The following is a 13,614-nucleotide window of genomic DNA, read 5'->3' as shown; positions in this document are numbered from 1 at the left end:
GTCTTTTTGTTCTAAATGAAGTTTTCTAACCTGTGTTGACTGTTTCAGATATTGGAATACAATGGATTAGTGCCCATCGGCATGATTTAGAAGGAGGCGGTGCCAATGGAAGCTTTAACAAAACGGACAGAAATTAGAGGGATAATGCCTAATCGTCCATAAACTGCATAGTTCCCTCTCGGATGAGGTTTTTATATATGCAGCAGCATATTTACAAAATGACAGATTACAGTGACACCCAGCTTGAGCTGGTCCGCAGCCTGGAACAATTGTGCAAGACAGCAGACAGCTCCAGTCTGCGGGTAGGCGTTGAAAGCCTGAAGGAAATAGGTGGTGATGAAGCCTATCTTTGCCTGAGCGGCGGCCGGTTAACCGGATTTCTCAGCTGGTATACTTCAGACGGCATAGAAGCAAATCTAAATGCGATGGTTCATCCGGACTTCCGGCGGCAGGGCATCTTCCGCAGCCTGCTGCAGCAAGCCGCGGGCGATATGCGCATTCAGGGACTGGCGACCTGCCGGATTCGGGTTCCCGCGGACTCAGAGCCGGGGATTCAAGCTGCGCGTGAATTAGGTGCAGAGTTTGCAACTGCCCAGTATACGATGATGCTGAACCGCAGGGAGATAACTGAAGCCAGTCAGTCAGCTCCTCAAGTGCATCATTTGGTTATCCGCCGCGAAGAGACCCGGGATTCAGGATTCATGATAGCTTGCCTGTCGCAAGCCTTTAGTGATTCCGAAGAATGGACGCGCAGCTACCTGGCACATACCGCAGCTCCGGACCGGGTAACCTATATTGCTGAATCCGGCTCTGAACCAGCCGGAATGATCCGCATTCATTATCCGGGGCATTCGCTGGCCGTTATCCATGATTTTTGTGTCTTGCCTGCGCAGCAGGGCAAAGGAATCGGCGGGCAAATGTTATCCACAGTCGTCGATCTTCTTAAACAGCAGGCAGAACTGATGGTTCGGCTGAGCGTAGTTACTAATAACATCCAGGCCTTGAAGCTATATGGGAATTCCGGGTTTGAAATAACGGCTGAGTCACATTACTATGTGATCTTGTTAAGCCGGTTGAGCTGAATACGAGAACACCAACGGACCGCTGCAGGTTGTATCCTGCGCGGTCCATTTCTTTGACTGCCTCACCCAGGCAACGGCCAGAGCCTCTTTAAGCTGGGCTAAATGGCGCTCCTCATGAATGCTGGCAAAATCAACCCACTGCGCCGCTATCTGCTGAAAGAGCCTGCATAATGTCCGCGGTAATGGCTTTTCCATCAGGTAGAGATGCTCCATGACCTGCATTGCCGGCCATTTCCCCTCAGCAGGCTTACAGCCTGTTGCTGGTCTTTCTAAGGGTATTCAGATTCATCACATAAGTCAAAATCCAGCGAACCCGGTTCATTTCCGTGAATGCGAGGTAAAGGTTAGGGAAAGAACAACAACAGGAGGGAACACAACAATGGCAGAACTTAAATTAGCAGGCAAGGTAGCAGTTGTAACCGGCGGAGGTTCAGGTATCGGTAAAGCTTCTGTTCTGGAATTTGCCAGAAACGGCGCCAAGGTCATTTTGCTGGACCGTACACCTGATAATGCCGAAAAAGTAAAACGGCAGGTGGAAGAAGCGGGCGGAGAGGCCCTTGTAATCGAATGTGATATTGAACAGCCGCAGCAGGTAAAAGAAGCAATCGATCAGGCAGCAGCCACATGGGGTCGGCTGGATATTGTGTTCGCAAATGCCGGAATCAACGGAGCTATGGCACCGATTGAAACGATGGAGATGGAGGACTGGAATCAGACCATTCATATCAATTTGCGGGGGACGTTCGCAACTGTAAAATATGCGATACCGCATCTGAAGGAGAAGGGCGGCAGTATCCTGATTAACAGCTCCATTAACGGCAACCGTGTCTTTTCCAATATCGGGTTCTCGGCTTACAGTACTACCAAGGCGGGACAGGTTGCTTTTATGAAAATGGCGGCGTTAGAGCTGGCCCAGTACAAGATCAGAGTCAACGCGATTTGTCCAGGCGCCATCTCGACCAATATTGATGATAACACCTATCCTTCTGAGGATCTGGAGGAAGTAAAGATTCCTGTGGATTTCCCTGAGGGCGATCAGCCGCTGGAGGAAGGGCCGGGACGTCCGGACCAGGTGGCCAAGCTTGCACTGTTTCTCGCTTCGAACGATTCCGATCATATAACAGGTACAGAGATTTATTGTGACGGTGCCGAATCGCTATTACACGGCTAGACCATTCTATTCACTTCTATACCAGCATACCTTATAAAGTATAGTTCCTCCTTCGGAAGAAACGGATTCCACCACCGGCAATGCTGCAGCTGCCTATAACAGGTTAAAGCGGTATGCGGCAGAGCGGTATGCGTTTCTTCTTTTTTTACATTTTGTTATAAGCCTGGCGGCTGTTTTAAGGTATACTGATTCTATCTGTTTTATTGAGGAGGAGCCATGAGTATTGATCTTCACACAGAATCGATTGTAAAACTGCTGGTGGCCATGCTGTTCGGGCTGTTCATCGGCATCGACCGGCAATTAAAGCAGAAACCGCTGGGAATCCGGACCAGCATGGTCATCAGTATCGCAAGCTGTCTTGTGACGCTTGTCTCCATTCATGCGTACGACAAATTTGGCGGAGCGGAACATCCGACGATGGACCCGATGCGGCTGGCCGCACAGATTGTCAGCGGGATCGGTTTCCTGGGAGCCGGTGTGATTTTGCGCAGGGGTGGAGATGCCATTTCGGGCCTGACCTCAGCGGCGCTTATCTGGACTGCCTCGGGGATCGGAATTGCGGTAGGCGCAGGCTTTTATCTGGAGGCGGGGTATGCGGTAGTGCTGCTTATGTTCGCTGTGAACGCAGTTCCGCTGCTGATCAAGGCAATCGGCCCGGAGGTGCTTAACAAGCATGAAATCTCTGTCAGAATCATTATGGAGCCCAACTACGTGCTGACAGAGGTCATACAGAAGATCGAGGGACGTCCTATGACAGAACAGCGTAAATCACGTAAACCGGGCCGGGCCATCCGCCGGATGAAAATCAAGGATCTGGATGACGGCAGACAGCTGATCGATATGGTTTTGTCTGCGCCTGACCATGATTATGCGACAGAAATCTATTACGATGTTAAAAAAATTGAACATGTCATGAGCGTCGAAGTCGAACAATTGTAAAAATGCCATGTTACCGCTTCCGCAGATGTGTTAATCTATCTAAGAGAGTCATTTTGAGCTTATGGAAGGGAGAAAGAATGTACAATGTCGATTACTGCTTATGAAGGACAATTTGAAGGGGAAGCTGCAGTCTGGCTGAAGGCCGGGCGTTACGAGGCGGCAATCCTGCCGCATATCGGGGGCAATCTGATCTGCTTCCGCGATACCGAGAATGGTTACCGTTTCCTGCATGAGCCGGCTGCGGAGGAGATGGAAGCATTCAAAGCAAGCCCGGGGATTCATGGCATTCCGGTGCTGTTTCCTCCAAACCGTTATGAGGACGGGGAGTTCCCTTTTAACGGCAAGACTTATCATCTGCCCGTAAATGAAACGGCAACCGGCAACCATCTGCATGGTTTTCTACATACGGCTGCCTGGGAAGTTGAAGAATTTGGCGCCGGCAAAAGCGAGAGCTTCGTTACAGTAGCCATCAAGGTGGATGAGAACCATCCTTCTTATCAATATCTGCCTTTCAAATATACCGTTAAGCTGCGCTATACGCTTGGCGAAGGCGGATTGTCCCAGCACCTGCAGGTGCATAATGACGGTCAAGAGCTGATGCCGTGTCTGCTGGCCTTCCATACCGCCATTAATGCGCCGTTTGCACCTGGAAGTACACCGCAGGATTACAAGGTGAAGCTGACGATCGGTGAACGCTGGGAGCTTAACGAGCGTATGCTGCCTACAGGGGCTTACCAGGAGCTGACTGCGGACGAAATTGCCATGCGTGATGAAGGCCTTTATCCGTTCTATGCGCCAATGGACAACCATTATACTGCAGTGGCCCAAAATGGCCGTAACCGGATGGAACTCACGGACAGCAAGTCTGGTGTAACGCTGGTTTATGATGTAGGAACATCGTACAAGCAGTGGATGATCTGGAACAACGGGGCAACCGAAGGCTTCTTCTGTCCTGAACCGCAGATTAACCTCGTGAATGCGCCGAAGGTTGATCTTCCGGCCGATAGAATCGGGCTGTTCAGTCTGGCGCCGGGAGAATTCTGGGAAGAGACCAGCCGCCTGTATGTAAAATAGTATAGTTAAGCGGGGAATGCCGCGTGTATTAAGAGGTTAAAATCGGGCGGGAAGCAGCTACGTGCTGCTCCCGCTTTTTTGCTTGTCGAAAAAAGTATACCTCCAGCCGGCCGAGGTTAAGAATAGGAGCAACGGTACAAGGGGATGTCCCGGATTTAATCCTGTTTTAAGGTAAGTGGCGTATACTACACGTTTAGTATAGATAGGAGTGATTGTTTTGCGCCACACAATATTACCCAGGCGGACATGGCTACTGGCAGCCGGCCTGCTGCTTGCCGGATTCCTGCTGAATTTCTGCCTGCAGGCAGCCTCATTCAGTCTGGAGCTTCAACGTATATTCAGCTGGATCCGTGAGTATCCACTGTTATATCTATCCGGCAGCCTGTTTTTCTTTTTCCTTCTGCTGGCAGCAGCAGTCTTTCTGCCCAATATGTATATCGGGCCGGGAATAATCCTGCTGGCCGTTGCCGCGGCGGGTACGGCCAATTATAAAAAGCTGTCAACAACCGGGGAGCCGCTGTTTCCCTGGGATCTGCTGCTGCTCAAAAATGCCGCAGATATGCGCACCATCACGAAGGGCATGATCTCGCCGCTGCTGCTGGCCGCAGGAGTGCTGTTCGTTGCTGTGCTTGTCTTCCTGCTGCGCAGGCTTCCGCAGGTGAAGCTGCGCCTGCCGTTCAGATTATCGCTGGGCGCTGTATCTGTTATCATACTGGCCGGATTTATCGTTATGGTAAGCGGGCAGAGTCCGCTTGCTTCCTCACTGAAGTACCAGAATATCTTCTGGAATCAGAAGGTGAACTATACGCAGAATGGCTTTCTCTATGCCTTTACAGGCAATATGCGGCAAAATCTGATGGAGCAGCCGGAAGGGTACAGCCGGCAGGCAATCGAAGAAATTGCTGCCAGGTACAGTAAGCTGCCGGATACCGGGAGTGTGCCTGCTGCAGGAGAGCAGCCCAACATTCTGTTCATGATGGATGAAGCTTTTTTTGACCCGACCCGGCTGGATGGGCTTGCCTTCAGTGAAGACCCGCTTAGCTTTATCCATAAGGCGGGGGCCACAGTGCCTTCCGGCTATCTGCTCTCGCCTGAATTTGGCGGAAATACGGCCAATGTGGAATTTGAAGCGCTGACCGGCTTGTCCATGTATTTTCTGAAAGACGGCTCCATCCCATACCAGCAGCGGCTTGTCAAAATGTCCTCCCTGCCGTCCATCGTCAGCATCCTGAAGGAGCGCGGCTACAGGGCGGAGGCGCTGCACCCCTTCGATGAAACCTTCTATAACCGCAACCGGGTATACCCGGTGCTTGGCTTCGATTCGTTCACCAGTGACAAGGATCTGGGTGACAGCGGCCGTATTACACCTGACGGTTATATCTCCGACAAGTTTGCCGTGCAGGAGGCGGTCCGGCGGTTTAAATCGGCGGCAGACCCGGTATTTCTCCATCTGGTGACGATGCAGAATCATTTTCCGTTCACCAAAGGGCTGAACGGGCCGAATACCATTAGCGTCAGCGGGGTGGAGGCTGAATATAAAGATGAAATCGAAACCTATGTGCATAATACCAGGCTTACTGACGAAGCGATGGCTTATCTGCAGCAGGAGCTGCTGACAATAGAGCGGCCGACCATTGCTGTATTCTGGGGCGACCATCTGCCGGCGCTGTCTTCGGGTATTTATACGGCAGCAGGCTGGGACAGTGAGCCCCGGCTGAAGCATGAGACAAAGCTGATGATCCTGGCCAACTTCGACATCGGAGCGGGTCCGCTTGGGACGCTCAGTCCGGCATATCTGGGCCCGCAGGTCTTCCGGTTGTCCGGAATGTCCCTGCCTCCGTATTATAAGCTGCTTGAACAGGTTCAGGCAGAGATCCCCGGGCTAAGTAAAGCTGTTCTGCTCGGTAATTCCGGTCCGCTGAGCGGCTTGACTCCAAAACAGCAGGTGCTGCTTGACGATTACCGCCTGGTGGAATATGACCTGCTGGAGGGAGAGAGCTACTCGGCAGGCCTGCTGTTCTGATCCGCAGCGGCAGCAGGTTTGCGTACAGTCCCCCATTGCGGGGCCTGTTTGCCTATGTATAGCATGTGCTGCCAATTGCGCAGCGGCCAATCATTTGTTATTTTCAACTTCCGGCAAACAAGGTATCATGGCCTTAGCAACTGATTATCATCCACTTATGAAAGGGGTTACATTGTGAAGAAGCTGTGGCTGGTCTATGTGCTTCTGATCGGAATTTTCCTGGTGTATGTACTGAACTACAAGCTGCAGGCAAGCAGCACGGACCCTTGGGAAACGGCGGGACTGCGCGGCAATATCGAAGACAAATATGTAATGGTCACCTTTCAGCTTGGTATCGATTACTGGAAAAGTGTCCTGAAGGGCTTTGAGGATGCTGCGGAGGAACTCAATGTTTCCGTAGAATATCATGGCTCGACTCAGCATGACGCGAATGAGCAAATGACGGTATTGGAACAGATTATTGCCAGAAAGCCGGCAGGCATTGCCATCTCTGCGGTCAACTCCGAATTGCTGACAGCCACGATCAACAAAGCGGTGGATAGCGGAATCCCGGTTGTTCTGTTTGATTCGGGTGCTCCTGCAAGTAAAGCTTACTCGTTCCTGGGCACGAATAATTACAATGCCGGAGTTGAGGCAGCGCGCAAGATGGCAGAGCTTACGGGCGGACAGGGAGAAGTAGCCATCATCACAACACCTGAGCAGCATAACCATCAGGAGCGTACAGACGGATTCAGTGTGACCATCCGCAGCGAGTTTCCGGAGATGAAAGTAGTAGCCGTCAAAGACGGCCATGGCGATCAGGTCGCTTCAAGGGAGGCTGCGGGGCAGCTGCTGGCCGCTTATCCGCAGCTTAAAGGGATCTTTGCTACGGAATCCAACGGAGGAATCGGAGTGGCTGAGGCAGTGAGGAAAATACAGGGTACGGACTCCTGGGTGCAGATTATCAGCTTTGATACCGATAAAGGCACGCTGGATCTGGTGAAGGAAGGACGGATCGCTGCAACAATGGCCCAAGGCACCTGGAATATGGGTTTTTGGTCGCTGACCGAGCTGTTTCACCTGCACCGCGGCCTGCTGGAGGACTCTTCAGCCTATCTCAATAATAAGCCGCTGCCGGTGCCGGATACAGTAGATACGGGCATTGATGTGGTGACCCGGGCGAATGTGGAGAATTATTATGCCAAGTAGCGCCGGCCGGGGGAGGGACATCTTATGAAAAGGCGCGGGCTGACTATTGAAAAGCTTAAGCTGAATAATATGCCGATCCGCTATAAGCTGATCATTCATTTTCTGTTAATCAGCATTCTGCCTTCCATCGGGCTAGGGCTGCTGATCGGCTGGACTGTAGACCGTAGAGTGGAGCAGCAGAGCAATGAGAATACGATGCAGCTGATTGGCAAGGTCAATGCCGCACTGGAGAATGATGTGGAGAATCTGCAGAAAATATCTTATCTGATCTCGTTCGACCCCGGGGTCGAGGCTTTTCTGAGCGGTCAGCTTCCGGGCAGCGCAGGCTCAGGCGTGACCGGAGTTAACGGTGAGCCGGTGGAATATAACATCCGCAAGTTCCTGCAGGGCTTCACTACGCTCAGCTCGGAAATCGCCGGAATAATGCTGGTAAACCGGGACGGTGATTACATCAGTAACGAGATGTACACCCGGCCGGATACCGAACTGACCGAGGAGGCATGGTACAAGGCGGCAGCGGCCAACAAAGGGATCTTCAAAATAATCGGGCATCCTTACGGCCGTGCCGTCAAGTCCCATGCCGACTATAAAGAAAGTGAGGTCGTATCTGCCGTCAGAGCGATTGTAGATCCCGATACGCAGATCGTTCAGGGAGTGGTGCTGGTGGATATGAAGCTGCGGGCAATTGCCGAAACTGCACGGGATGTCACGCTGGGCAAAACCGGCTATCTGACTGTGGTCGACAGCAGCGGGGAGATTGTTTATACGCCGCAGCACCCGTTCATGCAGTCTATTCAGGCAGACCTGTTTACTGACAGCTCCGGTATTACCTCGGTAGAAGCGGATAAGCGGGAGATTCAGCTGATTTACCGGACCTCGTCTTTTACCGGCTGGACTACGGTAGGTGTTTTTCCGATGGATGAATCGGCCTATGGTGTACGGGAAATCACCTTTAATGTAGTCACCTTTGTATTCGTAGTCTGCATGCTCGGGATGACGGCCTCTTTCTATCTGGCCTATTCGATCTCCCGGCCGATCGGCCAGCTGGCCTCCTTCATGAGCAAAGCACAGTCCGGTGATCTGACGATCCGCTACTGGGGGAACCGTTCGGATGAGATCGGAATGCTTGGCCGCAGCTTCAATACGATGCTGGTCCAGATCAGCCGGCTGCTCTCGCTGACCGAGCTGCAGGCACGGCAGAAGCGGGAAGCGGAGCTGCGCAGCCTGCAGGCGCATATCAAGCCGCATTTTCTCTACAATACGCTTGATACGATCCATTGGATGGCCCGCAGCAAAGGTGCGGAGGATATTGCCGGCGTGGTGCAGGCTCTCTCCAGGCTGTTCCGGCTGGGGCTTAGCAAGGGCAGTGACATTATCCCGCTGTCAGATGAGCTGGAGCATATCGTCAGTTATTTGCAGATTCAGCATACCCGGTACAGCAGTAAGCTGTCTTACTCCATTTCAGCGGATCCCCGGCTCGGTGAGCTGTATGTGCTGAAGCTGCTGCTGCAGCCGATTGTGGAAAATGCCATTTATCACGGAATCAAGGAACGGCGCGGACCCGGCCGGATTGCGATTACAGTAGAAGAACGGGAAGGTGACCTGTACCTGACAGTAACGGATGACGGTGCCGGAATGGCCGCAGAGCGGCTTGCGCTGCTTAACAAGCGTCTGGAGTCAGCTGGAGCGGATGGTGAAGCTGCAGAGGCTGACCAAGGGGCAGTTGACAGCGGCGGCAGCGGCTACGGCATTCTGAATGTGCAGGCAAGGATCAGGCTCACTTACGGGGAGCCTTATGGTCTGCATATTGATAGTACAGCAGGGAGTGGCACCGTAGTAACTGTCCGGCATCCGGTTGTACGGAGCAGCAGTCCGGCGGATTATGCTGACTAAGAGAGGGGCTTGAGTGCTATGGAGCATTGGAAGGTGATGATTGCCGACGATGAAGAGATTATCCGTGAAGGCATCCGGCAATGTGTAGACTGGAAGAGTCTCGGCCTAGAAGTAGCAGCGGAGGCGGAAGACGGGGAAGAGGCGCTTGAACTTGCAATGCACCATGGGATCCACATCGCGCTTGTGGATCTGAACATGCCGATTATGCATGGCATTGAGCTGATGAAGCAGCTGAAGGAGCGTCTGCCGGGATGCCGGATTATTGTCATTACCGGGCATGATGAATTCTCCTATGCCCAGGAGTCCATCCGGCTGCAGGTTAATGATTACATACTGAAGCCCGCAGATCCGCAGCAGCTGTTGCAGGTGCTGCGGGGGGTACGGGATGAACTGGAGACTGAGCGCCGGCAAAGCGAGCACTTCCAGCAAGCCTCGAGACAGATCCTCAAGAACTTTCCGCTGCTGCGTGAACGCTTCTGCCAGGAATGGCTGGAGGGGAACCTCAGCCGCGAGGAGATTGGTGAGCAGCTGCAATTTCTGAAGCTGCCCCCGGCCTGCCCGGAGCTGCTTGCCGTGATCCGCTGGCGCGGCGAAGTACGCCAGCCGGCGATGAAGGACAGCGAGCGCCAGCTGTTTCTGTATGCCATAGAGAACATCAGTGCAGAGCTGCTGGAGGCTTATCCCAAGGTCATTTTCCGGGATAGCGCCGGGCTGATAGTCATCCTTCTATGGGAAGGCAGCGCAGAAGCGGCGCTGGCCGGCATTGAGGCAGCAGTGCGCAGCCATCTCAAGATTGCTGTAGAGCTTGGGTTCCAGCAGGTTTCCGGCGATCTGACCGGTCTGCCCGCTGCTTACCGCAAATGCAGGGTATCCCTGTCCAGCGAGCAGCCGCTGTCGCCGCTCGTCCGCCGGGCCAGACAACATATGCTGGAGCATTACACCGAATGTGATCTGAGTCTGGAGTCGATGGCCGGGAAGCTCCAGGCCTCTCCGGTCTATCTCAGCCGTCTGTTCAAGCAGGAGCTGGGTGAATCGTTTGGCACCTATCTGACTCAGATCCGGATCCGTAAAGCCGCTCAGCTGCTGAATTCCACCGAATGGAGTATCCATGAAATTGCCGAACGCTCAGGTTACGAGACGCAGCATTATTTCAGCACAGCTTTCAAAAAACAGACTGGCGTATCTCCGCTGCAGTTCCGTAAAGGCGTGCTTCCCGGTGAGACAGAGGGCGGCGGAAGGACCGGGAATGGCGGGTACAGGTAAAGATGTAAGTAAAGCCCGATCTATAAACAAGGCACCGTATCTTACCGTGTATACATTGCAGGACACATGCAGCTCTATGCTGAATGTGTCCTTTTTTGTCCATGATTGTAAGCGTAAACACAAAGGTGGTTTTTTTATAAAAACAGTAGTTTCAGTGTAAATACGGCCAGGTATACGCATTGCTATACTCAATTTGTGAAGCGGGAGGCACCCGCCTCTCAGAAACAACAGAACCTTTCAGGGGGAATGCAGAATGAAGAAAATTGGACTTATCCTGTTGACGCTGGCACTGATGCTGATGACTGCCGCTTGCGGTAACGCGGACAATTCGGGCAGCTCGGGCAGCTCAGAAGGAAAGAGCGGCAAAGTAGGAATCGCGATGCCTACGAAATCTTCCGAACGCTGGGTGAATGACGGCAACAATATGGTGAAGGAGTTCGAAGCACTGGGGTACAGTACGGACCTGCAATATGCGGAGGATGTTGTTGAAAATCAGGTAGCGCAGATTGAGAATATGATCACCAAAGGGGTTAAGGCGCTTGTAATCGCTTCAATCGACGGTGAGGCCTTAACCGATGTGCTGCAGAAAGCGCATGACGCGGGTGTAAGCGTAATTGCATATGACCGGCTGATCAAAAAGAGTGAATATGTAGACTATTATGCTACCTTCGACAATTTCAAGGTCGGTGTACTGCAGGGCTCCTATATTGAAGGGAAGCTGGGGCTGAAGGAAGGTAAGGGGCCTTTCAACATCGAGCTGTTCGGCGGCTCACCGGACGATAATAATGCGTACTTCTTTTTCGACGGGGCGATGTCCGTCCTGAAGCCTTATATCGACTCAGGCAAGCTGGTTGTACGCAGCAAACAGACTACGATGGAACAAGTGGCAACCTTGCGCTGGGATGGTGCCACTGCCCAGGCGCGGATGGATAATCTGCTGAGCGCCAACTATGCTAGCGACAATCTTGATGCGGTGCTTTCTCCTTATGACGGCATCAGCATCGGCATTCTCTCTTCCCTGAAGGGGGTAGGCTACGGCTCGGGAGATAAGAAGCTGCCTGTTGTGACAGGCCAAGATGCCGAGCTTGCGTCGGTGAAATCAATTCTTGCCGGAGAGCAGACCCAAACCGTGTTCAAGGATACCCGTGAGCTGGCCAAGAAGGCAGTACAAATGACGGAAAGTGTGCTGAAGGGTACGGAAGCGGAGGTCAATGATACGACCACTTATGACAACGGAGTCAAAATTGTTCCTTCTTATCTGCTTGAACCTGTCTCTGTAGACGCAGGCAATGTGGATAAAGTGCTGGTTGAGGGCGGCTATTACACTAAAGAGCAGCTCGGCCAGTAACCGGCTGGCACAATATAAGCGTATAAGCGGCATGCGGCGGCTTTTTCTGAACAGCCGCCGGCATTCCGCTTCACAGTAACAGGGAAAGCTGGGTGAGAGTCTGATGAGTGAGTATATTTTGGAAATGAAGGGGATTACGAAGACCTTTCCTGGGGTCAAGGCGCTGTCGGATGTTAACCTGAAGGTGAAGGCGGGCGAGATCCATGCCCTCTGCGGGGAGAACGGAGCCGGAAAGTCGACCCTGATGAAGGTGCTTAGCGGTGTATATCCGCACGGCAGTTATGAAGGGGATATCCTGTTCGGCGGCGAGGTATGCCAGTTCAGGGATATCAAGGACAGCGAACGGCTGGGCATCGTCATTATTCATCAGGAGCTGGCGCTGATTCCGTATTTGTCGATTTCGGAAAATATCTTCCTTGGCAATGAGCAGGTAAAGCGAGGAGTAATCAACTGGAATGAAACGACGCTGAGAACCAGGGAGCTGCTCAAGACCGTCGGCCTGGGCGAATCTCCGCTGACCCGGGTATCGGCAATCGGTGTCGGCAAGCAGCAGCTGGTGGAGATCGCCAAGGCGCTGTCCAAAGAAGTGAAGCTGCTCATTCTTGATGAGCCTACAGCGGCGCTGAACGAGGATGATAGCGAGAACCTGCTGACCTTGATCCTGGAGCTGAAGAAGCGGGGAATCTCCTCCATTATCATTTCACACAAATTGAACGAAATCGAGAAGATAGCGGATTCGGTAACGATATTGCGGGACGGCCGGACGATCAGAACGCTGGATATGAAGCAAGATGCGGTAACGGAGGATGTCATTATAAAAGGCATGGTCGGCCGCGATCTGACTAACCGCTATCCGGAGCGGTCGCCGGAGCTTGGGGAGACCATTTTTGAAATCCGCGACTGGGAGGTGTATCACCCGACGCAGGCAGACCGCAAAATGCTGGACCGGATCAATATGCATATCCGCCGCGGTGAGGTAGTCGGCATTGCCGGGCTGATGGGGGCCGGCCGGACAGAGCTGGCGATGAGTGTGTTCGGCAAATCGTACGGCAGACGGATCAGCGGAGAGCTGTACATGCATGGCCGGGAGGTTCATTTCAATGACATCAGCCAGGCTATTGCGGGCGGACTTGCCTATGTAACGGAAGACCGCAAGCATTATGGCCTGATCCTGATTGATGATATCAAACGCAACATTTCGCTCAGCAGCCTGCATAAGCTGTCCCGGCACGGTGTGATCGACGAGAATGAGGAAGTGCTGGTGGCCGAGGAATACCGTAGGAAGCTGAACATCAAGACACCAAGTATTCTGCAGAAAACGGTGAATTTAAGCGGCGGCAACCAGCAGAAGGTTGTGCTAAGCAAGTGGATCTATGCCCAGCCGGATGTGCTTATACTGGATGAGCCGACACGCGGCATTGACGTTGGCGCCAAATATGAAATTTATTCGATTATTAACAGCCTGGCTGCGGAAGGACGGGGCGTGCTGGTCATCTCCTCCGAGCTGCCGGAAATTATCGGGATGTGCGACAGAATTTATACGATGTGCGAGGGACGGATCACAGGTGAGGTGCAGCGGCAGGATGCTACGCAGGAGCTGCTGATGAAATATATGACACGAAGCAGGGGGTAA

At 52.8% G+C, this 13,614-nt stretch carries 11 protein-coding genes; 10 read left to right on the top strand and 1 reads right to left on the bottom strand.

What is annotated here, in order from left to right; translation table 11 throughout:
- Positions 1-197: 197 nt before the first annotated feature.
- Complete coding sequence (locus M2108_RS18545; protein WP_277470823.1) at positions 198-1,082, top strand: GNAT family N-acetyltransferase; 885 nt, start codon at positions 198-200, stop codon at positions 1,080-1,082.
- On the opposite strand, the gene M2108_RS18540 is transcribed toward M2108_RS18545, so the two are convergent.
- Complete coding sequence (locus tag M2108_RS18540) at positions 1,065-1,304, bottom strand: hypothetical protein (protein ID WP_277470824.1); 240 nt, start codon at positions 1,302-1,304, stop codon at positions 1,065-1,067. The genes M2108_RS18545 and M2108_RS18540 overlap by 18 nt on opposite strands.
- A 157-nt stretch (positions 1,305-1,461) precedes the next feature.
- Here M2108_RS18540 and M2108_RS18535 point away from each other — a divergent pair, with 157 nt between their 5' ends.
- The 9 genes from M2108_RS18535 (at position 1,462) to mmsA (ending at position 13,614) form a co-directional block, all read left to right on the top strand.
- Entirely contained in the window at positions 1,462-2,253 is a 792-nt protein-coding gene (locus M2108_RS18535; RefSeq protein WP_277470825.1) for an SDR family oxidoreductase, read from the top strand.
- 216 nt (positions 2,254-2,469) lie between these two features.
- Positions 2,470-3,192 (top strand): MgtC/SapB family protein, encoded by a 723-nt coding sequence (locus M2108_RS18530; protein ID WP_277470826.1) that lies wholly within the window; start codon positions 2,470-2,472, stop codon positions 3,190-3,192.
- Positions 3,193-3,276: 84 nt separating this feature from the next.
- Positions 3,277-4,266 carry an aldose 1-epimerase gene (locus M2108_RS18525; protein ID WP_277470827.1) on the top strand — a complete coding sequence of 330 codons (990 nt, stop codon included), beginning with the start codon at positions 3,277-3,279 and terminating at the stop codon, positions 4,264-4,266.
- A gap of 217 nt (positions 4,267-4,483) precedes the next feature.
- A complete protein-coding gene (locus M2108_RS18520; protein ID WP_277470828.1) occupies positions 4,484-6,289 on the top strand; it encodes an LTA synthase family protein in 1,806 nt (601 codons plus the stop codon).
- A 174-nt stretch (positions 6,290-6,463) separates the two neighbouring features.
- Positions 6,464-7,477 (top strand): substrate-binding domain-containing protein, encoded by a 1,014-nt coding sequence (locus M2108_RS18515; protein ID WP_277470829.1) that lies wholly within the window; start codon positions 6,464-6,466, stop codon positions 7,475-7,477.
- 24 nt (positions 7,478-7,501) lie between these two features.
- Positions 7,502-9,370: a cache domain-containing sensor histidine kinase gene (locus tag M2108_RS18510; RefSeq protein ID WP_277470830.1), complete on the top strand. Its 1,869-nt coding sequence runs from the start codon at positions 7,502-7,504 to the stop codon at positions 9,368-9,370.
- An 18-nt stretch (positions 9,371-9,388) separates the two neighbouring features.
- The gene (locus M2108_RS18505; RefSeq protein WP_277470831.1) at positions 9,389-10,633 is read left to right on the top strand and encodes a response regulator transcription factor; all 1,245 of its coding nucleotides are present in this window, start codon (positions 9,389-9,391) and stop codon (positions 10,631-10,633) included.
- A gap of 253 nt (positions 10,634-10,886) precedes the next feature.
- Positions 10,887-11,981, top strand: coding sequence for a multiple monosaccharide ABC transporter substrate-binding protein (gene chvE / locus M2108_RS18500; RefSeq protein ID WP_277470832.1), 1,095 nt, complete (start codon positions 10,887-10,889; stop codon positions 11,979-11,981).
- A 103-nt stretch (positions 11,982-12,084) separates the two neighbouring features.
- On the top strand, positions 12,085-13,614 hold the full coding sequence (gene mmsA, locus M2108_RS18495; RefSeq protein WP_277470833.1) for a multiple monosaccharide ABC transporter ATP-binding protein: 1,530 nt from the start codon (positions 12,085-12,087) through the stop codon (positions 13,612-13,614).

Source organism: Paenibacillus sp. PastM-3 (assembly GCF_029893965.1).
Taxonomy (GTDB): domain Bacteria; phylum Bacillota; class Bacilli; order Paenibacillales; family Paenibacillaceae; genus Paenibacillus_AQ.
Note: the sequence above shows the minus strand (reverse complement) of the source record. Positions and strands in the feature narration are given on the sequence as shown.